This window comes from Pseudomonas sp. CAU 1711, from assembly GCF_039888625.1.
GTDB lineage: Bacteria > Pseudomonadota > Gammaproteobacteria > Pseudomonadales > Pseudomonadaceae > Aquipseudomonas.
Genome location: NZ_JBDQQT010000002.1, coordinates 141,577 through 165,208 on the forward strand (window position 1 = coordinate 141,577; position 23,632 = coordinate 165,208).

Genomic DNA, 23,632 nt, shown 5'->3' on the forward strand with positions numbered 1-23,632 from the left:
TGACCTTACCCCGTGGTCAAGGTTGATCCTAGGGGCGAACCCGTTGGAGTCGCCCCCATGAGCACAGTCGAAACCTTCGATCTCCCCATCCGCGGCATGACTTGCACCAGCTGCGCCGGCCGCGTCGAACGCGCCCTCGGCCAGGTGCCCGGGGTGCAGCAGAGCAGCGTCAACCTGGCCAGCGAACAGGCGCGCATAACCGCCCCGCGCGAACGCCTGGACGAGCTGCTGGCGGCCGTCGAGCAGGCCGGCTATTCGGTACCGCTGCAGAGCCTGGAGCTGAACCTCGGCGGCATGACCTGCGCCAGCTGCGCCGGGCGCATCGAGCGCGCGCTGAGCGGAGTGCCGGGGGTGCGCCGCGCCAGCGTCAATCTGGCCAGCGAGCGCGCCCATATCGAGATGCTCGAAGGCACGCCCGGCGCCGCGCTGATCGCCGCCGTCGAGGACGCCGGCTATTCGGCCAGCCTGCTCGACGCCACGCCGCGCCAGGACCCGCAGGCCGCGCTGCGGCGCGAGCGCCTGGCGGTGCTCCTCGCCCTGCTGCTGGCCGCCCCCCTGGTGGTGCCGATGCTGGCCGAGTGGGCCGGCCTGCACTGGATGCTGCCGGCCTGGGTGCAGTTCCTGCTGGCCACGCCGGTGCAGTTCGTCCTCGGCGCGCGCTTCTACCGCGCGGCCTGGAAGGCCGTGCGCGCCGGCAGCGGCAATATGGACCTGCTGGTGGCCCTGGGCACCAGCGCCGGCTACGGCCTGAGCCTCTATCTCTGGGCCACGGCCGGGCAGCACGAGCCACATCTGTATTTCGAGGCATCGAGCGTGATCATCGCCCTGGTGCTGCTCGGCAAGTACCTGGAGAGCCGCGCCAAGCGCCAGACCAGCGCGGCCATCCGCGCCCTCGAGGCCCTGCGCCCGGAGCGCGCCACGCGCCTGGCGGACGGCCGCGAGGAGGAAGTGGCGATCGCCGCCCTGCGCCTCGACGACCGCGTGGTGGTGCGCCCCGGCGAACGCTTCCCGGTCGACGGCGAGGTGCTCGAAGGCCATAGCCAGGCCGACGAGGCGTTGATCAGCGGCGAGAGCCTGCCGGTGCCCAAGGCGCCGGGCGACCGGGTCACCGGCGGCGCCATCAACGGCGAGGGCCGCCTGCTGGTGCGCACCACGGCCCTCGGCGGCGAGACGGTGCTGGCGCGCATCATCCGCCTGGTGGAAGACGCCCAGGCGGCCAAGGCGCCGATCCAGAAGCTGGTGGATCGGGTCAGCGCGCTGTTCGTCCCCGCCGTGCTGCTGATCGCCCTCGCCACCCTCGGCGGCTGGCTGCTGGCCGGCGCCGGCCTGGAGCAGGCGTTGATCAATGCGGTGGCGGTGCTGGTGATCGCCTGTCCCTGCGCCCTCGGCCTGGCCACTCCGGCGGCGATCATGGCCGGCACCGGCGTGGCGGCACGCCATGGCATCCTGATCAAGGACGCCGAGGCCCTGGAGCTGACCCATCGGGTGTCGGTGGTGGCCTTCGACAAGACCGGCACCCTCACCTCCGGCCAGCCACGCATCGTCCACCTGGCCGCCCAGGACATCGACGAGAGCGAGCTGCTGCGCCTGGCCGGCGCCCTGCAGCAGGGCAGCGAGCACCCGCTGGCGCATGCCGTGCTCGACGCGGCCCGCGAGCGCAGCATCGAGCTGCCCAGCGTCACGGCCAGCCAGGCCCTGGCCGGACGCGGCATCCAGGGCGAGGTGCAGAACCGTGAGCTGGCCTTGGGCAACCAGCGCCTGTTCGACGAACTGCGACTGGCCAGCCCGTTGCAAGAGCTGGCCAGCGCCTGGGAGGCCGAGGGCCGCACCCTGTCCTGGCTGATCGAGCGCGGCGCGGCGCCGCGGGTGCTGGGCCTGTTGGCCTTCGGCGACAGCCTCAAGGAAGGCGCCGCCGAGGCCATCGCGGCCCTGCGCGAAGGCGGCATCGAGTGCCACCTGATCAGCGGCGACAATGCCGGCAGCGCGACGGCAGTTGGCCAGGCCCTGGGCATCGAGCGAGTACATGCACAGGTGTTGCCGGCGGACAAGGCGAGCCATGTCGCCGCGCTGAAGAGCGATGGCGCCACCGTGGCCATGGTCGGCGACGGCATCAACGACGCCCCGGCCCTGGCCGCCGCCGATGTCGGCATCGCCATGGGCGGCGGCACCGACGTGGCCATGCACGCCGCCGCCATCACCCTGATGCGTGGCGACCCGCGCCTGGTCCCGGCCGCGCTGCAAATCAGCCGGCGCACCTGGCGCAAGATCCAGCAGAACCTGTTCTGGGCCTTCGTCTACAACGCGGTGGGCATTCCGCTGGCCGCCGCTGGCCTGCTCAACCCGATGGTCGCCGGCGCCGCCATGGCCCTGTCCAGCCTCAGCGTGGTGAGCAACGCCCTGCTGCTCAATACCTGGACTCCCCGTGACACCTGATCCCGGCAAGCCCCCCTCTCCCGCCGGGAGAGGGGCCGGGGGTGAGGGATGCTTGGAACGACTCGATGCCAGCCCTCACCCCAGCCCTCTCCCAAAGGGAGAGGGAGTGCTCATCCTCGACCCTAGCCCGGATGCAATCCGGCACAGGCCCCGGACTACATCCGGGCCAAGCAAGACGAACGGAGAAACGCCATGAATATCGGCCAGGCCGCCAAGCACAGCGGGCTCAGCGCCAAGATGATCCGCTACTACGAGTCCATCGGCCTGCTCAGGCCGGCCGGGCGCAGCGACAGCGGCTATCGACGCTACGGCGGCGACGACCTGCATGTGCTGGCCTTTATCAAGCGCGCCCGCGACCTGGGCTTCTCCCTGGAGGAGGTCGGCAGGCTGCTGGCTCTGTGGCAGGACCGCACGCGCGCCAGCGCCGACGTCAAGGCCCTGGCCCAGGGCCATGTCGAGGAGCTGAACCGCAAGATCGCCGAGATGACCGCCCTGCGCGACACCCTCAGCGAGCTGGTGCGCCACTGCCAGGGCGACCAGCGCCCGGACTGCCCGATCCTCAACGACCTCGGCGCGGGCCACTGCCAGCCATGAAAAAGGGAGCCAGAGGCTCCCTTGTCACAGCGTTATCTCGCTCAGGCCTGCGATTGCAGGTAGTTCTGCAAGCCGATGCGGTCGATCAGGCCGAGCTGCTGCTCCAGCCAGTAGGCGTGGTCTTCCTCGGTGTCGTGCAGCTGCACTTCGAGGATCTCGCGGCTGACGTAGTCGCCGTGCTTCTCGCACAGGGCGATGCCCTTGGCCAAGGCCTCGCGCACCTGGTATTCCAGCTTGAGGTCGGCACGCAGCATGTCCGGCACCGTGGCGCCGGGATGAATCTTGTGCGGCCGCATGTCCGGCGTGGCCTCGAGGAACAGGATGCGCTTGAGCAGGGCGTCGGCGTGCTCGGTCTCCTCCTCCATCTCGTGGTTGAGGCGCTCGTAGAGCTTCTTGAAGCCCCAGTCGTCGTACATCCGCGAGTGCAGGAAATACTGATCGCGAGCGGCCAGCTCGCCACGCAGCAGTTCCTTCAGATAATCGACGACCTCAGTCGAGCCTTTCATGCGTCCTTCCCCGATAAATCACTGATACAGACGGGCAGCTTCGACCCTGAAAGCGCCTGGGTCAAGCACTGCAATCAAACGACCGAAGAAGCGATTCGCATTAGCGCAATACCGCGTGGTTACTGGGCCGCAGCCAATTTTAAGACAAATGAAAATGACTCTGAATCGGTCTCGCAATCAGGCCCCGATCCGACCAGGATCGGGGCCCTGCCTACCCTCTCAGAGGAACATGCCGCCGGACACTTCCACCCGCTGCGCGTTGACCCAGCCGGCCTCCTCCGACAGCAGCATGGCGATGGCGTTGCCTATGTCGTCCGGCAGGCCGACGCGACCCAGGGCGGTCTGGCTGGCGATGAAGTCGTTCACCTGCCGGTTGTCGCGTACCACGCCGCCGCCGAAGTCGGTCTCGATGGCCCCCGGGGCTATCACGTTGGCGCGGATACCGCGGCCGCCCAGCTCCTTGGCCAGGTAGCGGGTGAGCACCTCGATGCCACCCTTCATCGCCGCGTAGGCGGCGTAGCCCGGCAGGGAGAAGCGCGCCAGGCCGGTGGAGACGTTGAGGATGCGCCCGCCGTCGGCCAGCAGCGGCAACAGCTTCTGGGTGAGGAAGAAAGTGCCCTTGAGGTGGATGTTCACCAGTTGGTCGAACTGCTCCTCGCTGGTCTCGGCGAAGGGCACGTGGATACCGATGCCGGCGTTGTTGACCAGCGCATCGAAGCTGTCGCGCTGCCAGGTGACGGTCAGGGCGTCGCGCACCTGCTCGGCGAAGGCGGCGAAGGTCGCGGCGCGGCTCACGTCCAGCTGCAGGGCCACGGCCTTGCGACCGAGGGCGCGGATCTCCGCCACCACGGCCTCGGCTTCGGCCTGGCCGCTGTTGTAGGTGAGGATCAGGTCATGACCTCTGCGGGCCAGGTGCAGCGCGGCGTTCTTGCCCAGGCCGCGGCTGGCGCCGGTGATCAGGGTGATGGTCGAGTTCATCTGCAATACCTCGTCGGGGTGAATGGCTGACGAGGACTAGGCTATTACTCGGCTATAGCGGGATAAATCAGGCACTCCTGCTTAGACTGTCCAGGAATCAATAACAGTGAGCCACCATGGACCGCCTCCACGCCATGCAGGCCTTCGTTCGGGTCGCCGAGCTGGCCAGCTTCACCCGCGCCGCCGAGAGCCTCGGCCAGCCCAAGGCCAGCGTCTCGTTGCTGGTGCAGCAGCTGGAGAACCAGCTCGGCGCGCGCCTGCTACACCGCACCACCCGGCGGGTGAGCCTGACCCAGGACGGCCAGGCCTGCTACGAGCGCTGCAAGGACCTGCTGGCCGACGCCGAGGAGATCGAGGCGATGTTCCAGCTCGACGCCAGCCAGCTGCGCGGCCGCCTGCGGGTGGACATGAACCAGGCGGTGGCCCGCGACCTGGTGCTGCCGCGTCTGGCCGAGTTCCTCGCCGCCCATCCGCGGCTGCAGCTGGAACTGAGCTGTACCGACCATCGCGTCGACCTGATCCGCGAAGGTTTCGACTGTGTGCTGCGGGTCGGCGGCCAGGCCGACCCCGGGCTGATCGCCCGCCCGCTGGGGCAGATGGAACAGATCAACTGCGCCAGCCCCGCCTACCTGCAGCGCTTCGGCACGCCGCACAGCCTGGCCGACCTGAGCGCGCACCGCCTGGTGCACTATGTGTCGGTGCTGGGCAGCAAGCCCGACGGCTGGGAGTACCAGGAGGATGGCCAGACGCGCGTCCTCGACATGCCCGGGGCGCTGACGGTGAACAGCACCGACGCCTACAGCCAGGCCTGCCTGGCCGGGCTCGGCCTGATCCAGGTGCCACGCGTCGGCGTGCTGCCGCAGCTGGCCGACGGCCGCCTGGTGGAGGTGCTACCCGCCTACCGCGCCGCACCCATGCCGGTCGTCCTGCTCTATCCGCACCGGCGCAACCTGTCCAAGCGCGTGCAGCTGTTCATGGACTGGTTGGCGGCGCAGATAAGGCCCTACCTCGCCTGAACGGCCCGGTCGGCAGCAGGGTGATGGCCAGACCGCCGAACACCAGGGTGCAGGCCAACCAGCCCTGCGCCGTGAGCGCCTCGCCCAGCAGCAGCCAGCCGGCCAGCAGGCCGGACACCGGCACCGCCAGGGCGAAGGGCGTGACCTGGCTGGCCGGGTAGCGGCGCAGCAGAAAGCTCCAGATGGCGAAGCCGACCGTGGTGGCGAGGAAGGCGATGTACAGCAGCGCGCCGACGCCGCGCCAGCTCGGGTGGGTGAGCGCCGACTCGATGGCCTGCGCCCCCTCGAACAGCCAGGACAGGCCCAGCAGCGGCAACACCGGCACCAGGCTGACCCAGCAGATCAGGCGCAGCATGTCGCTGGCCCCGGAGCGCTTGGTGGCGATGTTGGAGCAGGCCCAGGCCAGCGCGGCGGCGATCACCAGGGCGAAGCCCAGCAGGCTGTCGCCCAGCGGCCGCTGCAGACCGATCAGCAGCAATCCACCGGCGGCCAGCGCCAGACCGGCCAGGGCGCGGACGCCGGGCCGCTCGCCGAGCAGCACGGCGGCGATCAGCACGGTGAAGAACACCTGGCTCTGCAGCACCAGCGACGACAGCCCGGCCGGCATGCCCAGGTGCATACCGACGAACAGCAGGCCGAACTTGATCACCCCGAGCAGCACGCCGATCTGCAGGATGCGCCACGGCGGCGCCGGCAGCGGCCCGCGCAGGATCAACAGCGGCAGCGCCGCCAGGGCGAAGCGCAGGGCGCAGAACAGCAGCGGCGGGAAGTCCTCCAGGCCGACCTTGATCACCACGAAGTTGACGCCCCAGATCAGGGTGACCAGCAGGGCCAGGAGAATATGCGGCAGCGGCATGGCGGAGCTCCGGAACGAGTCTCCGCACACTAGCAGCCGGGCCGCGAGCCTTCCCGATACAGTTGCCCGCTTTCCCGACCAGACAGCGCGCTACTGCATCCAGGGCGGCGGTGGCTCGCCCTGCGGCGCGTCCTCGGCGTTGCGCAGCGCCTCGCGACGTGCCTGCTCGGCCAGGGCGGCCTTGATCTCGCGCATCACCGCATCGACATCGGCCGCGTCTTCGGGCTCCGCAAAGAGGCCGGTGAGCTGGCTCTGCGGGGTCAGCTTGCCGTCCTCGTAGAGCGCCCAAATCTCCTTGGCGTAGCGGGTTTCCAGCAGCTCCGGAGCGAACTGGCCGAAGTACTCGGCCATGTTGCGCACGTCGCGCTCGAGCATGCTGAAGGCATGGTTGTTGGCCGCCGCGTCCACCGCCTGCGGCAGGTCGATGATCACCGGGCCGTGCGGGTCGAGCAGCACGTTGAACTCCGACAGGTCGCCATGCACCAGGCCGGCGCAGAGCATCTTGACGATCTCGCCGATCATGAAGGCGTGAAACTCGCGGGCATCCTCCGGCAGCAGGTCGACGTCGTTGAGGCGCGGCGCGGCATCGCCGTAACCGTCGTCGATCATCTCCATCAGCAGCACGCCGTCGAGGAAGTCGTAGGGCTTGGGCACCCGTACCCCGGCACTCGCCAGGCGGAACAGCGCGGCCACCTCGGCGTTCTGCCAGGCGTCCTCCTGCTCCTTGCGTCCGTACTTGCTGCCCTTGGCCATGGCCCGGGCATCGCGGCTGTTGCGCGTCTTGCGCCCCTCCTGGTACTCGGCGGCCTGGCGGAAACCGCGCTTGTTGGCCTCCTTGTAGACTTTGGCGCAGCGCAGCTCGGCGCCGCAGCGCACCACGTAGACCGAGGCTTCCTTGCCGCTCATCAGCGGCCGCACCACCTCGTCGATCAGACCGTCTTCGAGCAGGGGTTGCAGGCGTTTCGGGGTTTTCATCGCGTACTGCGGGGCTCCGATGGGAAATGCTGGGGGCGTTATACGGTAATCCGCGCCTACCCCGCCAGCAGTGCGCGACGCAATGCATCAATGGCATAGCGCACCTTGGCCGGCTGAGCGTCGCGCCGCGGGGTGACCAGGTGCAGGCCGATGGGGTCGGGCTGCCAGTCCGGCAGCAGGTTGAGCAACTCGCCACGGGCCAGCAGCTCGCGCACCTCGGGCTCCGGCTGCAGCGACACGCCCATGCCGGCCAGGGTGAACTGGCGCACCGAGAGAATGTTGTTGCACACCACCCGCCCCTCCACGCGCAGGCGCTGCACCGCGCCGCCCGGACCATGCAGGGTCAGCTGGCCAGCGCGCTCGTGGCCGAGGCTCAGCCAGTCCAGGCCGCTCAACCGCTGCGGCCCCTCGATGGCACCACAGTGCGCCAAGTAGGCCGGTGCCGCGCACAGCAGCATCGGCCAATCGCCGATATACCGCGCCACCAGGCTGGAGTCCTCCAGGCTGCCGACACGGATGGCCAGGTCGATGCGCTGCTCGATCAGGTCGATCTGCTCGTCCTGGAAGAACAGGCGCAGGCTCAGCTGCGGATGCGCCTGCAGCAGCGGTGCCAAGGCATTGGTCAGCAGATGGCCGGAGAAGCCCACCGGCGCGGCGATGCGCAGCTCGCCCACCGGCGCATCGCGCAACTCGGCCAGGCGCTGCTCGGCCTGCTCGGCCAGCTGCACGATCTGTCGGCAGCTCTGGTACAGCTGCGCACCGGCCTCGGTCAGAGTCAGGCGCCGCGTGGTGCGGTGCAGCAGACTGACCCGGGTGCTGTCCTCCAGCTTGCGAATCTGCTGGCTGACCGCCGAGGCGGTCATGCCCAGCGCCTCGGCGGCGGCGACCATGGAGCCCTTCTCCACCACGGTGGCGAACAGGGCCATGCGCTTGAGCTGCTCCATTATTAAGCTCTGCTTAATTGTCAAAGCGGATTAGGCGTCTTTTTCTCGACTTTATCCAGCAGCGATTATCTGTCCCACACAAACACCCACCGAGGACACCCCATGAAACTCGCCCTGATCGGCGCCACAGGCTATGTCGGCGCCGCCCTGCTGGAAGAAGCCCTGAACCGCGGCCACCAAGTCACCGCCCTGGTCCGCCACCCGGAGAAACTGGCGCAACGCGCCGGCCTCAGCGCCCTGCGCGCCGACGTGCAGGATGTCGCCGCGCTCACCGAACAGCTGCGCGGCCACGACACCGTGCTCAGCGCCTTCAACCCCGGCTGGGGCGTGGCCGATATTCGCGAGCAGTTTATCGCCGGCTCCAAGTCCATCACCGCCGCGAGCAAGGCCGCCGGGGTCAAGCGCCTGCTGGTGGTCGGCGGCGCCGGCAGCCTGTACGTGGCACCGGGCCAGCAGCTGATCGACAGCGACGGCTTCCCCGCCGAATACAAGGAAGGCGCCGAGGGCGCGCGCCAGGCGCTCGATCTGCTGCGCGATGAACAGGGCCTGGAATGGACCTTCCTCTCCCCCGCCGCACATCTGGAGCCGGGCCCGCGCACCGGCCAGTTCCGCCTCGGCGGCGAAGAGTTGCTGATGACGGGCGAGCAACCCGGGCGCATCTCGGTGGCCGACCTGGCCGTGGCACTGCTCGACGAGACCGAGCAGCCGCGCCATGTGCGCCGGCGCTTCACCCTGGCCTACTGAGGAGACGGGCATGAATCCGCTACAGTCTCGCGCCTTCGTCGCCACAGACGTTCCCGGGCGCTATATCGGCCGCCTGTGCAGGCACTTCGCGCACAATATCCCGGTCAGCTTCGACGAGCGCCAGGGGCGCATCCAGTTCGACAGCGGGCTTTCGCTGCTCCAGGCCGAGAGCGGCGGGCTGAATCTCAGGGTCGAGGCAGTCGATCGCGACAGCCTGGAGAGGCTGCAGCACGTGGTGGCCAGCCACTTCGAGCGCTTCGCCTGGCAGGAAGCGCTGAGCCTGGAATGGCAGACTCCGGACTGAGCCCTCAGTCCGCCGGCAGGGTCAGCTCGATGCTCTCGCCGAGCGACTCCTCCAGGCGCTGCAGTTCGCAGTGCAGCGAGGCGGCATCGTCGGCGTGCTCGCCGGCGATCTGCACGAAGCGCTCGGCGCACTCGATCAGGGCCAGCACCACCGAGGGGTCGAAGCGCTTGCCGCTGTCGGCGCTGATCCGCGCCAGCGCGGCGGGGTGACCCAGGGTCGGCCGGTAGGGGTGGTAGCTGGTCAGCTCCTCGTAGGCGCCGACCACCGCCATCAGCCGCGCGGCCAGGGGAATCTGCTCGTGTCGCAGGCCCTGCGGATAGCCGCTGCCGTCCCAGTGTTCGTGCTGGCTGTAGACGATGTCGCGGGCATCTCGCAGGAAGTCCGGCACGCTGCCCAGCTTGGCCTCGGCGGCCAGCAGCGCGTCGCGCCCGGCCTGGGCATGGCTGTGCAGCAGTTCCAGGTCCTTGCCCTCGAGCGGCACCGGGCTGAGCAGGATGCGATCCGGCAGCACCAGCTTGCCGATACCGTGCAGCAGGGCCGACTTGCCCAGCTGGGCGATGCGTTCCTCCGTCAGCTCCTCGGCCAGCGCGGGCTGCTGGCGGGCCAGGCTGGCGGCCAGCTCGACCATGTAGGGCTCGATGCGCGCCAGGTGCTTGCCGCAGGGGTTGTCGCGCAGGGCGGCGAGGCTGGCCATGGCCTCGATGGTCACCTCCTGCAGGCGCTGGATGTCATGGGTGCGGCGGCGCACCTCCCACTCCAGGTACTCGCTCCTGTCGCGCAGGAAATCCGCACCGGCCTTGAGCTGCAGCTGGGCGCGCACCCGCGCCAGGACGATGGGCGGGCTGATCGGCTTGGCGATGTAGTCCACCGCGCCCAGGTCGAAGCCCTGCTGCTCGTCGGCCAGCTCGCTCTTGGCGGTGAGGAAGATCACCGGAATCTCGGCGGTGGCGGGGTCGGCCTTGAGCCGGCGGCAGACCTCGTAGCCGTCCATCTGCGGCATCATGATGTCCAGCAGAATCAGGTCCGGCAGGCTCTCGGCGGCGATGCGCAGGGCCTTGGCGCCATTGTTGGCGACCTTGACCCTATAGCTGTCGGCCAGCAGCTCGCTCATCAGCGTAAGGTTCTCCGGGGTATCGTCCACCAGCAGCACCAGCGGCTGGTCGGGCCGATCGAGCATCTCCACTGTCCCGCCTCCTCGTTCAGAGCCTGAGTTCCAGTTGTTCGGTCGCCGCCCGCAGCAGCGCCTGGGCCCTCTCGAAATCGAAGCCCTGCACGGCCGCCGCCAGCGCTCCGTACTCCTCATTAAAGGCGCTGCGCAGCAGTTCGGCTTGCTCTTCGAAGACTTTCCCGGCGCGCGGGTCGTCTTCGGCGAACAGCCGCAGCAGCTGCCGGCACAGCGGCTGCAGCCGCTGCGGATCGGGCGGGGCCTGCGCCTCGGCCTGCGGCAACGCGCGAATCGCCTCGACCAGGCCCGCCAGGCTCTGCTCCAGCTCGATCAGCAAAGCGCCCAGCTCGTCGTGGCGCTCGTCCTTGATCGCCGACTCCAGCAGCGCCGCCTGGGCCGCCAGGTCCAGGGCGCCGAGGTTGCCGGCCAGGCCCTTGAGGCTGTGCGCCTCGCGCTCGGCGCCCTCCAGCTCGCCGGCGGCCAGCAGGTGGCGCAGGCGGTCGACGAAGCCGGCCTGGCCGGCGGCGAACTTGTGCAGCAGGCGCAGGTACAGCTCGAGCCGGCCCAGCACCCGGCGCAGGCCGCTGGCGATATCCACCCCGGGCAGTTGCCAGCCCGGCAGCGCCTGCGCCGCAGGCGACTGCGCTTGCGCTTGCGCAGTGCGCGCCTGCAGCCAGCGACCCAGGGTGCGCCACAGCTCGGCCGGTTCGATGGGCTTGCCGAGGTGGTCGTTCATCCCCGCCGCCAGGCAGCGCTCGCGGTCGGCCGGCATGGCGTTGGCGGTCATGGCCACGATCGGCAACGCGGCGAAGCGCGCCTCGCGACGCAGTGCCTCGGTCGCGGCGATGCCATCGAGCACCGGCATCTGCATGTCCATCAGCACCAGGGCGTAGTGCCCGTCGGGTGCCGCCCGCAGCAGGTCGAGGGCCGCCTGGCCGTGCTCGGCCTGGTCGATCTGCAGGCCGCTCTCCTGCAGCAGGCCGCAGGCCACCTCGCGATTCAGCTCGTTGTCTTCAACCAGCAGCACGCGCTGGCCGGAGAAGTCGGGCAACGCCTCGCCCACCGGCAGACGCGCGAAGCCCTGGGCAAGCCCCTCGCCGCCCAGGCTGCGGATCACCGCGTCGAACAGCAGCGAGGGATTGAGCGGCTTGATCAGCACCTCCTCGATGCCGACCCGCCCGGCGCCCTGCAGAATCTCCTCGCGGCCGTGGGCGGTGGCCATCAGCAGGCGCGGCGGCGGTTGCAGGCCCAGCTCGCGAATCCGCCGCGCGCTCTCCAGGCCGTCCATGCCGGGCATCTGCCAATCCAGCAGGACCAGCTCGAAGGGATCGCGGCGCAGCGCGGCCTCCTGCACCCGCTGCAGCGCGGCGCCGCCGCCGTCCACCGCCTCGACGCGAAAGCTCATGCTCTCCAGCATGCCGGCGAGCACCTGGCGCGCGCTGTCGTTGTCGTCCACCACCAGCACCCTGCGACCGCGCAGATCGGGCTGCGCCAGCAGCTTCTGCGCCTGTCGCCCGGCGATGCCGAGCGGCAGGCGGCACCAGAACAGGCTGCCGCGGCCCGCCTCGCTGTCCACCCCGACGCTGCCGCCCATGGCCTCGGCCAGGCTCTTGCAGATCGCCAGGCCGAGGCCGGTGCCACCGTACTTGCGGGTGGTCGAGCTGTCGGCCTGCTGGAAGGACTCGAACAGCCGCCCCTGCTGCTCCGCCGTCAGGCCGATGCCGGTGTCACGCACGCCGAGGTACAGCTGCACCTCGTCGGCCCTGTGTCCCTCGTCGCGCAGTATCACCTCCACCTCGCCGCGCTCGGTGAACTTGACCGCGTTGTTGGCGAAGTTGATCAGGATCTGCCCCAGGCGCAGCGGGTCGCCCAGCAGTTGCCGGGGCAGTCCGGGGTCGAGGTTGAACACCAGCTCCAGGCCCTTGGCCGCGACCTTGTCGCCGATCAGGCTGGCGAGGTTCTCCAGCACCTGTTGCAGGTCGAACTCGATGCGTTCCACGCTCAGCTTGCCGGCCTCGATCTTGGAGAAGTCGAGGATGTCGTTGATGATCCCCAGCAGGTGCTGGCTGGCCTGCTGGATCTTGTTCAGATAGTCGCGCTGGCGCGGCTCGAGCTCGGTCTTCAGGGCCAGGTGCGACATGCCGATGATGGCGTTCATCGGCGTGCGGATCTCATGGCTCATATTGGCCAGGAAATCGGATTTCAGCCGCGCCGCCTCCTCGGCCAGCTCCTTGGCGCGGGCCAGCTCGGCCTCGGTCTGCTTGCGCGCGGTGATGTCGCGGCTCACCCCGACCAGGCCGAGCAGCCGGCCCTGGTCATCGTGGAAGGTGGTGCGCAGGGTGTCGAACACCACCTGGCGGCCGTCCGGGTAGACCGCCTGGCCCTCGCTCTCGAAGGGATGCGGCCAGTTCAGCGCGGTACGGTCGTGCTCGGCGCGGGCCGCCGCCCAGGCCGGGTCCAGCAGCTCCTCGTCGCGCTTGCCCAGCACCGCCTCGTGCGGCTTGCCGAACAGCTCGGCGCAGGCCTGGTTGATGCCCAGGTAGCGGCCCTGGGCGTCCTTGAACCAGATCGGATCGGGGATGGCGTTGATCAACGCCACCAGGGTGCTGCGCTGGCGCTGCGCCTCGGCCTCGGCGCGCTGGCGCTCGGCGATCTGCACCGCCAGGCGACGATTCCAGACCAGCACGAAGGCGACCAGCGCGACCAGGCCGAGCAGGTAGGGCCAGCCCACCTGCAGCAGGCGCCGCCAGTTGAAGGCGGTCAGCGGCGGCAGCCAGCGCTCCTTGATCGCCTCCCGCTCGGCATCGCTCAGGCTGGCCAGGGCCTTGTCCAGCAGGGCGACCAGCTGCGCCTGGTCGCGCCGCGCGGCGAAGCGGAACTCGCTGGTGGACAGGCCGGTCTCGCCGCGCAGCTCCAGGTTGGTCAGGTTGCGCTCGCGAATCAGGTAGCTGGCCACGATCATGTCGCCGACATAGGCCTCGGCACGCCCCGAGGACACCGCGCGCAAAGCCGCCTCGGTGTCGCGCACCTCCAGTAGTTTGACGCCCGGCACGCTGTCGCGCAGGGCCTGCTGCAGCACGTAGCCGCGCTCGATGGCGACCAGGCGCCCGGCCAGGTCCGCCACGCGCTGCACCTCCAGATCGCTGCGGGTGAAGATCAGGCTGCTGCTGACCAGATAGGGCTGGGTGAAGGCCATGAAGGTCTCGCGCTCGGCCGTCCTGGCCACCGAGGGCAGCACGTCGACCTTGCCCTCGCGCAGCGCGCGCATGGCCGTGCCCCAATCCTCTAGCAGCACCGGCTGCAGGCGCAGGCCGAGGCGCTGGCCCAGCAGCGTCAGGTAGTCGCCGCTCAAGCCGCGGTGCTTGCCCTGCGGGTCGATCAGGTCGAACGGCGGCCAGCCGCTGCGCTCGATGCCCACGCGCAGCACCGGGTGCTCGGCCAGCCAGGCGCGCTCGGCGGCATCCAGCTGCAGGGCCGCGGGCGCGGCGAGCGGCAGCAGACAGAGCAGAAGCAGACAGCACAGGCGCGGCATGGTGGCGTCCCTGCTCGGAGAATGGATGGCGCCTTTCAGCATAGGCTTTGAAAGTCAGATGCGGATTGGCAGCACCGGCGCCCGGACCGACAATCGGGGCATACGCATCCCTCGGGAGATCGCCATGTTCGATCACGACCAATGCTGGCAGGCCCTGTGCGAGCGCGACGCAGGCTGCGACGGGCAGTTCGTCTTCGCCGTGCGCAGCACCGGCATCTACTGCCGGCCCAGCTGCCCGGCACGCCGACCAAGGCGCGACAACGTCAGCTTCCATGCCGACGCGGCCAGCGCCGAGGCCGCCGGTTTCCGCCCCTGCCGGCGCTGCTCGCCCAAGGGCAAGAGCCCGGCCGAACAGCTGGACGATCTGGTGGTGGCGGCCTGCCGGATGCTGGAAGCCAGCGAGCGGGCACCGACCCTAGACCGGCTGGCGGCGCGCATCGGCCTGTCCGCCTCGCACCTGGCGCGGGCGTTCAAGGCGCGCACCGGCATGACCCCGCGCGCCTGGTTCGAAGCCCGCCGCCGCCAGCGCCTGGAGCGAGCCCTGCCCCAGGCCGACTCGGTGCTGCAGGCGGCGCTGGACGCCGGCTACTCCGGCACCCGCGCGCTGTACCAGGAGCCCGAGGCCCTGAGCCCGGCGCAGCGGCGCGACAAGGGCGCCGGCGAGACCCTGCGCTATGCCATCGCCGACTGCCCGCTGGGCCTGCTGCTGCTCGCCGCCAGCACGCGCGGCGTCTGCGCCCTGCTGTTCGGCGACGACGAGGCCGAGCTGGAGGCCGAGCTGCGCCAGCGCTTCGCCGCCGCCGAGCTGAGGCGCGACCAGCGCGGCCTGCGCGACTGGCTGCGCGAGGTGCTGACCCAAGTGCGCGAACCGAGCCGCGCCGCCCAGCTGCCGCTGGACCTGCGCGGCAGCGCCTTCCAGCAGCGAGTCTGGCAGGCCCTGCGCGAGATACCGGCGGGGCAGACGCGGCGCTACGGCGAGCTGGCCGCGCAGTTGGCCAGCCACCCGCGCGCCGTGGCCCGCGCCTGCGCCAGCAACCCGCTGGGCCTGCTGGTGCCCTGCCACCGGGTAATAGGCGCCAGCGGCGCGCTGACGGGCTATCGCTGGGGCGTGCCGCGCAAGCGCGCGTTGCTGGAGCGGGAAGGCGCCACACTCGATGACTGATGCTCCCGTGACTCCCCTCTCCCCCTGGGAGAGGGGCCGGGGGTGAGGGACTGCCAAGCCACTCCGTGTTGCCCATGGCACCCTCACCCCAACCCTCTCCCGAGGGGAGAGGGAGTCAGCTCCCAGACTTGCGACAAACCTCTGCCGGGCCGAAGCTATGCGCCCCGAAGGAGAGCCCATGGATATCGCCGAACTCACCCGCCGCCTGCACGCGATCCGCGACCACAACGACTGGCGCCGCTTCCATAGCCCGAAGAACCTGGCCATGGCCGCCAGCGTGGAGATGGCCGAGCTGGTGGAGATATTCCAGTGGCTGTCCGAGGACGAATCGCGCCGGCTGCCGGCCGAGCAGCTGGCGCACGCCGGCCAGGAGATCGGCGATATCGTGCTGTACCTGACCCTGCTGTGCGCCGAGCTGGGCATCGGCCTGGAGCAGGCGGTGCGCGCCAAGCTGGCCGACAGCGAGAGGCGTTTCAAGTGACCGATCGCCACTTCGACGAACTGGCCACCCGCTTCGCCGAGAAGATCTATGGCGGCGCCAAGGGCGCCATCCGCCTGGCCGTGCTCCAGGCCGACCTCAAGGAGGCGCTGCCCGAGCGGCCGCTGCGGGTGCTGGACGTCGGCGCCGGGCTCGGCCACATGAGCCTGTGGCTGGCCCAGCGCGGCCATGCCGTGACCCTGGCCGAACCGGCCGAGCCCATGCTCGAAGGCGCTCGCCAGCGCTTCGCCGAGGCCGGCGTGGCGGCGCAGTTCATCCAGGCGCCCTGGCAGGAGCTGCTCGGCCAGCTCACCCAGCCCTACGACCTGGTGCTCTGCCACGCCGTGCTGGAATGGCTGGCCGAGCCGCACGCCATACTGCCGGTGCTGCACCAGCTCACCGGCGCCGATGGCTGGCTATCGCTGGCCTTCTACAACAAGGACGCGCTGGTCTACCGCAACCTGCTCAAGGGCCACTTCCGCAAGCTGCGCAAGCAGCGCTTCGCCGGCGAGGGACAGAGCCTGACCCCGCAGCGACCGCTGGACCCGCGCGAGCTGGCGGCGCAACTCGCCGGCCACTGGCGGGTCGAAAGCCAGAGCGGCGTGCGCGTGTTCCACGACTACATGCCGAGCGAGTTCCAGGCCAAGGCCGAACTGGCCGATCTGCTGGAAATGGAGCTGGCCCACCGCCGCCACCCGAGCTTCGCCGGCCTCGGCCGCTACCTGCACTGGCTGTGCCGGCCGCTGTAGCGCCTCCCGCAAGCGGGCGGAGCGGAGGAAGAGAGACGCAGCTCGGCGCTTAGCGGGCTTCGACGCGGCTCAGGGCCGCGCGTTGAGCTGCTGCTGCAGGTTCTGCACCTGGGCGGTCAGCGCGTTGATGTTGCGCGTGACCTGGGCGCGGAAGGCGTCGAACTCGGCGGTGTTGTTCTGCGCCGCGCGGTTGTCCAGCTCGCTGCGCAGCACCAGCAGGTCCTGCTCCAGGTTGCGCAGCGCCTGGCTCGGGTCGCCCTGTTTCTGCAGCGCGGCGATGCCCGCACCCTGCGTCTTGAGCTGCTCCTGCAGCTTGTCGACGCCGGCCAGGCCGGCCTTCTGCTCGCTGGCCAGCTTGCCGAGCCTGGCATCCAGGTCGCCCTGCTGGCTCTTCAGATCGGCGGCCAGCTGCTCGATGCGCTTGCCCTGGCCGCTCTGCTGGCCATTGAGGTTCTGCTGCTGCTTGGCCAACTCGGCCAACTTGGTCTCCAGCTGCTTGACCCGCAGCTTGAGCGCCTCGCTGTCGCTGGTGACGCTGGACTCGGTGGCCACCACCTTGCCGGAGATATCCTGGATGCGCCCGGCGGCATCCTCGCTGATGCGGGCGAAGGTCTCCTGGGTCACCACCAGTTGCGCCTGCATCTGCGCGACCTGCTGGTAGCTCCACCAGCTCAGGCCGCCCAGGGCGATAACCAGGGCGCCGATCAGCGCCCACAGGGGGCCGGTGCCGTAGCCACGGCGCCGCTCCACCTGCGGATAGGTGGGCGCGCCGCGCTGCGGGGTGGGGACATGCGCGGACGGATAGGCGTCGCGGTCGCGCGGGTCGGTGGTCAGGCTGGGCACATGCTCCAGCTCGTCGTGGGCGTCGTTGCGCATAGAAACCTTCGAAAATGCGGAAAAGTGAAACCGGCGGGCAGTATACCGCCATGCCGGGCCGGCTTCCGCATGGCGCCAGACGAGTGCACCGGCGCACCAGCGCCGTGCAGCTCCGAACGCGGCAAGCTGTGAAATGCCGCACAGTTCGCCACCCCGCCGACTGGTACGCAACTTGCTGAACCTCTGCCAGCCAAGCCTTCGGGGGAGTCGACATGGAACTGAACAAAGCCGTTCTGGACTGCATGCAGGCGCTGCGGCGCCGTCTGCGCGACGAGTTGACGCTGGATATCCGCCTCAGCCAGGCGGACGCGGTGGAGGCCATGCTGCTGGCCTGCCTGCGCTCCACCGACCAGGACACGCGCAACCTCGGCATCCGCCTGGCCGAGCTGAGCGACTTCCACGGCGCCGCGCCGCGCCGCGCCGAAGCGTCGGCCGCGCCCCTGCCACCGAGCGTCGGCGAGGAGCCCATACGCGGCGCGTCGGTGCGCATGTATCGCGGCCAGCGCGTCTACGCCTGAGCCGCCAGGCAGATTGCGAGCGCGCCTGCGGGGCGCACTGGACGATTGGCGGACGCTGGACGATAGTCAGGCTGACCGCGTTGGTCAGGGAGTCCCCGCATGAACGCTCGTCCCGCCTGGCTGCACTGTCTGGAAAGCGATCCACCCGCACTGCTCGAAGCGGCCCTGTGGATCGCTGCCGAGCACGATCCGCAACTGCGTCCGGAAAGCGTGCTGCGCGAGTTCGCCAATCTGCGCCAGCAGGTGGCCGTCGGCCTGCCCAACCTGGCCGCGGCGGACCTGGCCCAACCGCTGCTGCGGCGCCTCGGCGAGCTGGACTTCCACGAGGACGACGACCTGCCCCTGCGACCGCGCGCCGCCCTGTTGCACCAGGTGCTGCAGCGCCGGCGCGGCCAGCCGCTGTCGCTGGCGCTGCTCGCCCTGGAACTGGCCCAGCGCTTGGACATTCCGCTGCAGGCGGTGAACTTCCCCGGCCACCTGCTGCTGCGCGTTCCCGGCGCCGATCACCTGCTCGACCCCTGCAACGGTCGCAGGCTCTACACCCGCGACTGCCGCGAGCTGCTGGCGCGCGTCGCCGGCCCCGGCGCCGAGTTGCAGGCCCGACACTTCCAGACCTGCGACGGGCACGCCCTGCTGCTGCGCCTGTCGCGTAACCTCTGCCACCTGCACGGCGCCGCCGGCGACCACCTGGCGGCGCTCAAGGACGCCGAACGCATCCTCCTGCTGGGCCCGCCGAACAGCGCCGACCATCTGCTGCGCGCCGCCATCTATCGCGAGCTGGACTGCCCGCAGGCCGAACGCTTCGACCTGCAGCGCGCGCTGCTGCTGTGCGAGGACGCTGGCGAGCGGATGCAACTGGCCCAGCGCATCGATGCCCTGAGCCGGCGGGGGAGCAACGTCGCGCTGCATTGACAGCAAACTGCCATCACCGCTAAATAGCTGCGCCCCGAACACAACAACAACATAAGGGACGCTCACCATGCGCAAGCTCTTGCTGCTTTGCCTGCTGTGTTTTTCCTCGCTTGTCCACGCCGCCCCCGGCGTATTCCCCGACTCCACCTTCAACAACCTCGACTACGGCCTGTACTGGTTCGGTTACGGCGATACCTGGCAGAAGGCCGTGCCCGGGCAGAGCAACGCCTACTACGGCGCCAGCAAGCCCACGGTGATCTATATCCACGGTTGGCAGAACGGCGCCACCGCGCGCAAGGACCGCGAAACCTTCAACCGCGAGGGCGCCGGCGGCCCCAGCCTGGACCTGGCGACTGCCTGGCTCAACGCTGGCTACAACGTCGGCGTGCTGTACTGGAACCAGTTCGCCGACGAGGGCGAGGTGAAGGACGCCGAGGCCAAGATCTGGACCGCCAGCGGCCCGCGCGCGATGCGCTGGCGCAACAGCAGCGGCGTCTACAGCAATGGCCCGAGCGAATCGGCCGGCGATCTGCTGTTCAAGAGCTACAAGGACAACCTGGCCGGCTATAGCGGCAGCAACATCCGCATCCTCGGTCACTCGCTGGGCAACCAGATGGCCATCGTCCTGACCAAGAAGATCAGCGATGCGGTCGCCGCCGGCACGCTCAACAGCAAACTGCTGCCCAAGCGCGTGGCCCTGCTCGACCCCTTCTATTCCAACTACGCCAAGAGCTGGCTCGGCAACCAGTGGACCGGGGCCGTGTGCCGCAGCTACGTCAGCGAGCTCAAGGGCAAGGGCGTGATCTTCGAGGCCTATCGCAGCTCGTCGGTGACCAGCACGGTGTTCGTCGGCGACGAGAACAAGGGGCTGATGAACATGACCGCCTTCACCGAGCTGAAGCCCTGGTACTTCAGCTCCGTGCAGCAGACCGAGAAGCACAATGCGGCCGTCTGGCACTACCTCTGGTCCTTCAGCTTCAACCCGCCGCCGATCACCGGCAGCAGCAATCAGGCAGCCTCGGCGAAGACTAGCGACAGCCGTATCACCACCCTGATGAATGGCACGCAGAAACTGGTGCACGACCAGGGCGCCTATACCAAGGAACCCTCGGACGACACCTTCACGCTGCAGGCCCGCTAAACCCGAGCAGGCCAACCCGGGGCAATCAGGCCTGCTCCTCGGCAAAATCCCCGTGCCGCCCCGCCCCCGCCACGAGGCGGCGGGCGCCGGCACGGGTCTCGCCATCCCGCTCACGCGAGACTCCGCGCGCCCCCCGGCCGCTGGCCGGCTGCGCCGACGGCTCAGCCCACGTGCTTGTGCAGGTTGGCCATCATCTCGCGCAGGGCGGTGACGTTGTCGTCCGGGTGCACGGCGCCCGCGAAGTCGCCGATCTGCTGCCAGCTGGCCGCCACGTCTTCCGGGCTGAAGCCGACCCTGGGGTCGAAGCCGGCGCCCAGGCTGCGCTCCCAGCGCACCTTGCCGATCCAACCGCCGCCGACTTCATAGAGCCCGGCGGTGTCCTGGCAGCGGTTGCTGCCCAGGTACACCACCAGCGGGCTGACCAGCTCGGGCTTGAGCTGCTCGAACACCTGCGGCGGGATCAGGCCCTCGGTCATGCGGGTGCCGCCGGTGGGGGCGATGGCGTTGACCAGGATATTGTTCTTGCGCCCCTCGATGGCCAGGGTGCGGGTCAGGCCGTACAGGCCGAGCTTGGCCATGCCGTAGTTGCTCTGGCCGAAGTTGCCGTAGATGCCGGAGGTGGACGCGGTGAAGATGACGCGGCCGTACTGCTGCTCGCGCAGGTGCTCCCAGGCGGCGCGGGTGACCTTGTAGGCGCCCTCGACATGGACCTTGTAGACCAGCTCCCAGTCGGCGTCCTCCATCTTGTGGAAGGACTTGTCGCGCAGGATGCCGGCATTGTTCACCACCACGTCGACGCGGCCGAAGCTGTCCAGGGCGCACTGCACTATCTTGCCGCCGTCGGTCACCGAATCATGGTTGGCCACGGCCTCGCCACCGGCCGCGCGGATCTCGGCCACCACCCGGTCGGCCGCCGAGGCGTTGGCGCCTTCGCCATGGGTGCTGCCGCCCAGATCGTTGACCACCACCCTGGCGCCATGCTGAGCGAACAGCAGCGCGTGGGCACGACCCAGACCGCCGCCGGCGCCGGTGACAATCACCACTTGATCTTGGAAACGGATGGCGTCGCTCATGCTGGGGCTCCTCGCAGTAGTCGGCAAAGACCCCGAGTGTCCTGCAGTGGCTACGCCCCGGCAACGAACCGCCGTGGCACTGAATACCGGCCGATAAACTAGCGATGGTCGGTCGAGGCGAAGACCCGGTAGCGCCCCTCGACCCGGCACAGGTTGTAGGACTCGCGCCAGGCCGCGATGACGCCGCCGGCGGCGTCCAGCAGCTCCCAGGTCACGCTGGCCAGGGCGCAGTCGGCGCCCAGCGCCGTCACGTGCAGGTCGCGATAGCGGCAGGCGCGGCAGCCACGGGCGCGATAGTCGTCGAGGATGCCCTGGAAGTAGACGGCGATGTCCGCCGCCGAGGCGAATACACGCAGTTCCTCGGGGCTGTGGAAGGCCAGGTAGGGGCTGAGGTAACGCTGCGCCACCAGCGCCCCGTCGAAGCAGGCGAAGGCCTCGACGAACTCGTCGAAGAAGCGCCGCGCCAGCTCCTGGCTCATCAGGCCACCCGGATCAAGCTCAGGTGGTTGTACAGGTGCAGCACATGGGCCGCGGCGTACTCCTCGTGGTCGAGGGCGCCATAGGCGAAGTGCGGCTGCAGCTCGCCGCTGTGGCTGGCGAAACGCGCGAAGGCGGCCTGCAGGCGCTGCAGCGCCGCCGCCTGGCTGGCCGGCTCGGCCAGCGGCGCGGCGCCGGGAATGGCCTCGCTCAGCGGGTGACGCATGGCCCCGCGCGCGCTGAATACGGCGAACGCGGCCGGGCCGACGCTGTGGCGGAACCAGGTCGGTTTCAGTTCGGGGAAGCCGTCGATGGAATAGTCGATGCTCTGCGCGCAGTGGTTGAACACCTCGGCCGGGCTCCAGCCCTCGACGCTGACCAGGGCCTTGCCCTCGAAGCCCTGCAGCACCTTGCGCGCGCCTTCCAGGCTGAGCGCGGCCGGCGCGTTCCCCGTGGGCAGGGCCCAGAAACCGGCGCCAAGCGCCGCCACGCCGCCCAGGGCGGCGCCTTTCAACAGAGTGCGTCGCTGCATGTATGGGCCTCCAGCCGCTGACGAAACTCGAGATAGTGGCCGAGCACCTCTGCGGGCGCCTCGGTCTGCGGATAGTGGCCTATGGCCGGCAGCAATACCGTGTCGGGGCTCGCGATCAGCTCACGGTAGCGCTCGACCATGTGCGCCCCGGAAATCGGATCGAGCGCCCCGTCTATCACCCGCATGGGCAGCGTCGTCTCCTGCATGGCCGCTACCCAGCGCTCGCGATTGGCGCGGCGCTCGAGGATGTAGCGGATCAGCAGGTGCATGACCTTGGGCCCGTCGTTGTGCGCGATCAGCTCCCAGAAGGCGTCCAGTTCGGCCTCGCTGGGCGGGGTGTGCGGGCCGAACACCTTGTTGAAGTTCTTTGCCAGGGTGCGCCGCGAGAACAGCCGACCGAGCAGCGGCCCCAGCGGGCCGAGCAGCAGCTTCTGGGTCAGCACCGGGCGATGCGTCTCGGGAAACAGGCCGCCATTGAGAAACACGCAGCTGGCCAGGCGCAGGCGCCCCTCCTGGTGCCGGGCGATCAGCTCCTGGGCCACGCTGTCGCCGTAGTCGTGGGCCAGCAGGTGCAGCGGCGCGTCGATGCCCAGATGGGCCAGCAGCGCCTGCTGCAGGTCGGCTTGTTCCAGCAGGCTGTAGGCATGGCCGCGCGGCTTGGCAGAAAAACCGAAACCGAGCATATCGCAGGCCATCACGCGGTAACGCTGCGCCAGCGGCTGCCACAGACGCTGCCAGTCCCAGCTGGCGGTGGGGAAGCCGTGGATCAGCAGCAGCGGCTCGCCCTCGCCGGCCGTCCAGTAGCGGATGGCCTGGCCGTCGAAGCTGAAGCCGCGCCCCTGCGCCCGCCAGTCGGCCAGGGCGATACCCGGCAGCCCGCTCACTGGTCGTAACCCGGCAGCTGCGCATCGAGCTTGCGCAGCAGCGCCGGCCAGGCCTTGTCGCCACCCAGGCCCTGGCTGGTCTTCATCACCCCGGCGAGCATCGCCGCCGAGCCGTCGAGAATCTGCTGCGGGATGTGGATCAGCTCGGCGCCGCCGCTCTGCGCCATGATCTGCGCCTCGCAGGCGCGCTGCAGGGTGAACATGCCGAGGAAGGCATCGGCGATGCTGGCGAAGGCGGTGAGCAGGCCGTGGTTGGGCAGGATGAAGAAGTGCTTGTCGCCCAGGTCGCGCTGCAGGCGCAGCTTCTCCTCGTGGTTGATCGCCACGCCCTCGTAATCGTGGTAGGCCAGGCTGGACAGCACGAACAGCGACTGCTGGGAGATCGGCAGCAGGCCCTGCTTCTGCGCCGACACGGCGATGCCGGCGGCGGTGTGGGTGTGCAGCACGCAACCGACGTCGTGGCGCACCTCGTGGATGGCGCTGTGGATGGTGTAGCCGGCCGGGTTGATGTCGTAGGGGCCGTCCATCAGCTTGTTGCCGGAGAGATCGATCTTCACCAGGCTGGAGGCGGTGATCTCATGGAACATCAGGCCGAAGGGGTTGATCAGGAAGTCTTCGGTGCCCGGCACCTTGGCCGAGATATGGGTGAAGATCAGGTCGTCCCAGCCGTGCAGGGCGATCAGCCGGTAACAGGCGGCCAGGTCGACGCGGGTCTGCCATTCGGCGGCGGAGACCTGGTTCTTCACATCGGGCAGGTTGAGCGGAGCGTTCACGGCGGGCACC

At 69.5% G+C, this 23,632-nt stretch carries 24 protein-coding genes; 11 read left to right on the forward strand and 13 right to left on the reverse strand.

The window, feature by feature from the left end; genetic code table 11:
* Positions 1-57: 57 nt before the first annotated feature.
* Together AAFN46_RS02715 and cueR are read left to right on the forward strand one after the other, a co-directional pair.
* Positions 58-2,433, forward strand: coding sequence for a heavy metal translocating P-type ATPase (locus tag AAFN46_RS02715; protein ID WP_347807155.1), 2,376 nt, complete (start codon positions 58-60; stop codon positions 2,431-2,433).
* A 192-nt stretch (positions 2,434-2,625) separates the two neighbouring features.
* The gene (gene cueR / locus AAFN46_RS02720; protein ID WP_347807156.1) at positions 2,626-3,027 is read left to right on the forward strand and encodes a Cu(I)-responsive transcriptional regulator; all 402 of its coding nucleotides are present in this window, start codon (positions 2,626-2,628) and stop codon (positions 3,025-3,027) included.
* Between the two features lie 41 nt (positions 3,028-3,068).
* Here cueR and bfr read toward each other — a convergent pair whose 3' ends face one another.
* Complete coding sequence (gene bfr / locus AAFN46_RS02725) at positions 3,069-3,533, reverse strand: bacterioferritin (RefSeq protein ID WP_347807157.1); 465 nt, start codon at positions 3,531-3,533, stop codon at positions 3,069-3,071.
* A 219-nt stretch (positions 3,534-3,752) separates the two neighbouring features.
* Complete coding sequence (locus tag AAFN46_RS02730; RefSeq protein WP_347807158.1) at positions 3,753-4,511, reverse strand: SDR family oxidoreductase; 759 nt, start codon at positions 4,509-4,511, stop codon at positions 3,753-3,755.
* Between the two features lie 116 nt (positions 4,512-4,627).
* On the opposite strand from AAFN46_RS02730, the gene AAFN46_RS02735 reads away from it, so the two are divergent.
* The gene (locus AAFN46_RS02735) at positions 4,628-5,527 is read left to right on the forward strand and encodes a LysR family transcriptional regulator (RefSeq protein ID WP_347807159.1); all 900 of its coding nucleotides are present in this window, start codon (positions 4,628-4,630) and stop codon (positions 5,525-5,527) included.
* On the opposite strand, the gene AAFN46_RS02740 is transcribed toward AAFN46_RS02735, so the two are convergent.
* From AAFN46_RS02740 to AAFN46_RS02750, 3 genes are all read right to left on the reverse strand, one after another.
* On the reverse strand, positions 5,484-6,383 hold the full coding sequence (locus AAFN46_RS02740) for an EamA family transporter (RefSeq protein ID WP_347807160.1): 900 nt from the start codon (positions 6,381-6,383) through the stop codon (positions 5,484-5,486). The two genes, AAFN46_RS02735 and AAFN46_RS02740, sit on opposite strands and share 44 nt — an antisense overlap.
* A gap of 90 nt (positions 6,384-6,473) precedes the next feature.
* A complete protein-coding gene (locus AAFN46_RS02745) occupies positions 6,474-7,358 on the reverse strand; it encodes a PA4780 family RIO1-like protein kinase (RefSeq protein ID WP_347807161.1) in 885 nt (294 codons plus the stop codon).
* 56 nt (positions 7,359-7,414) lie between these two features.
* Entirely contained in the window at positions 7,415-8,302 is an 888-nt protein-coding gene (locus AAFN46_RS02750) for a LysR family transcriptional regulator (RefSeq protein WP_347807162.1), read from the reverse strand.
* A 102-nt stretch (positions 8,303-8,404) separates the two neighbouring features.
* On the opposite strand from AAFN46_RS02750, the gene AAFN46_RS02755 reads away from it, so the two are divergent.
* Both AAFN46_RS02755 and AAFN46_RS02760 read left to right on the forward strand, forming a co-directional pair.
* The gene (locus AAFN46_RS02755; RefSeq protein WP_347807163.1) at positions 8,405-9,046 is read left to right on the forward strand and encodes an NAD(P)-dependent oxidoreductase; all 642 of its coding nucleotides are present in this window, start codon (positions 8,405-8,407) and stop codon (positions 9,044-9,046) included.
* Between the two features lie 10 nt (positions 9,047-9,056).
* A complete protein-coding gene (locus AAFN46_RS02760; protein ID WP_347807164.1) occupies positions 9,057-9,350 on the forward strand; it encodes a DUF2218 domain-containing protein in 294 nt (97 codons plus the stop codon).
* A gap of 4 nt (positions 9,351-9,354) precedes the next feature.
* On the opposite strand, the gene AAFN46_RS02765 is transcribed toward AAFN46_RS02760, so the two are convergent.
* Positions 9,355-10,527 (reverse strand): HD domain-containing phosphohydrolase, encoded by a 1,173-nt coding sequence (locus AAFN46_RS02765; protein ID WP_347807165.1) that lies wholly within the window; start codon positions 10,525-10,527, stop codon positions 9,355-9,357.
* Positions 10,528-10,549: 22 nt separating this feature from the next.
* A complete protein-coding gene (locus AAFN46_RS02770) occupies positions 10,550-14,047 on the reverse strand; it encodes a response regulator (RefSeq protein ID WP_347807166.1) in 3,498 nt (1,165 codons plus the stop codon).
* A 124-nt stretch (positions 14,048-14,171) separates the two neighbouring features.
* On the opposite strand from AAFN46_RS02770, the gene ada reads away from it, so the two are divergent.
* The 3 genes from ada (at position 14,172) to AAFN46_RS02785 (ending at position 16,436) form a co-directional block, all read left to right on the forward strand.
* Positions 14,172-15,209 (forward strand): bifunctional DNA-binding transcriptional regulator/O6-methylguanine-DNA methyltransferase Ada, encoded by a 1,038-nt coding sequence (gene ada / locus AAFN46_RS02775; protein WP_347807167.1) that lies wholly within the window; start codon positions 14,172-14,174, stop codon positions 15,207-15,209.
* Between the two features lie 178 nt (positions 15,210-15,387).
* A complete protein-coding gene (locus AAFN46_RS02780) occupies positions 15,388-15,690 on the forward strand; it encodes a nucleotide pyrophosphohydrolase (RefSeq protein ID WP_347807168.1) in 303 nt (100 codons plus the stop codon).
* Positions 15,687-16,436 carry a methyltransferase domain-containing protein gene (locus AAFN46_RS02785; protein WP_347807169.1) on the forward strand — a complete coding sequence of 250 codons (750 nt, stop codon included), beginning with the start codon at positions 15,687-15,689 and terminating at the stop codon, positions 16,434-16,436. Before AAFN46_RS02780 ends, AAFN46_RS02785 begins: the two co-directional genes overlap by 4 nt.
* A gap of 69 nt (positions 16,437-16,505) precedes the next feature.
* Here AAFN46_RS02785 and AAFN46_RS02790 read toward each other — a convergent pair whose 3' ends face one another.
* Entirely contained in the window at positions 16,506-17,312 is an 807-nt protein-coding gene (locus AAFN46_RS02790; RefSeq protein ID WP_347807170.1) for an ATPase, read from the reverse strand.
* 212 nt (positions 17,313-17,524) lie between these two features.
* On the opposite strand from AAFN46_RS02790, the gene AAFN46_RS02795 reads away from it, so the two are divergent.
* The 3 genes from AAFN46_RS02795 to AAFN46_RS02805 all read left to right on the forward strand — a co-directional run bounded on the left by AAFN46_RS02795 (position 17,525) and on the right by AAFN46_RS02805 (position 19,883).
* On the forward strand, positions 17,525-17,830 hold the full coding sequence (locus AAFN46_RS02795) for a hypothetical protein (RefSeq protein ID WP_347807171.1): 306 nt from the start codon (positions 17,525-17,527) through the stop codon (positions 17,828-17,830).
* A gap of 99 nt (positions 17,831-17,929) precedes the next feature.
* Positions 17,930-18,742, forward strand: coding sequence for a transglutaminase family protein (locus tag AAFN46_RS02800; RefSeq protein WP_347807172.1), 813 nt, complete (start codon positions 17,930-17,932; stop codon positions 18,740-18,742).
* Positions 18,743-18,809: 67 nt separating this feature from the next.
* Complete coding sequence (locus tag AAFN46_RS02805; RefSeq protein ID WP_347807173.1) at positions 18,810-19,883, forward strand: hypothetical protein; 1,074 nt, start codon at positions 18,810-18,812, stop codon at positions 19,881-19,883.
* A 161-nt stretch (positions 19,884-20,044) separates the two neighbouring features.
* Here AAFN46_RS02805 and AAFN46_RS02810 read toward each other — a convergent pair whose 3' ends face one another.
* The 5 genes from AAFN46_RS02810 to AAFN46_RS02830 form a co-directional block, all read right to left on the reverse strand.
* Positions 20,045-20,956 (reverse strand): SDR family oxidoreductase, encoded by a 912-nt coding sequence (locus AAFN46_RS02810; RefSeq protein ID WP_347807174.1) that lies wholly within the window; start codon positions 20,954-20,956, stop codon positions 20,045-20,047.
* Between the two features lie 98 nt (positions 20,957-21,054).
* A complete protein-coding gene (locus AAFN46_RS02815; RefSeq protein WP_347807175.1) occupies positions 21,055-21,435 on the reverse strand; it encodes a hypothetical protein in 381 nt (126 codons plus the stop codon).
* Positions 21,435-21,965 carry a DUF1569 domain-containing protein gene (locus tag AAFN46_RS02820; protein WP_347807176.1) on the reverse strand — a complete coding sequence of 177 codons (531 nt, stop codon included), beginning with the start codon at positions 21,963-21,965 and terminating at the stop codon, positions 21,435-21,437. Before AAFN46_RS02820 ends, AAFN46_RS02815 begins: the two co-directional genes overlap by 1 nt.
* On the reverse strand, positions 21,944-22,849 hold the full coding sequence (locus AAFN46_RS02825) for an alpha/beta hydrolase (RefSeq protein WP_347807177.1): 906 nt from the start codon (positions 22,847-22,849) through the stop codon (positions 21,944-21,946). Before AAFN46_RS02825 ends, AAFN46_RS02820 begins: the two co-directional genes overlap by 22 nt.
* Positions 22,846-23,622: a class II aldolase/adducin family protein gene (locus AAFN46_RS02830; RefSeq protein ID WP_347807178.1), complete on the reverse strand. Its 777-nt coding sequence runs from the start codon at positions 23,620-23,622 to the stop codon at positions 22,846-22,848. The genes AAFN46_RS02825 and AAFN46_RS02830 overlap by 4 nt, the downstream gene beginning before the upstream one ends.
* Positions 23,623-23,632 lie beyond the last annotated feature (10 nt).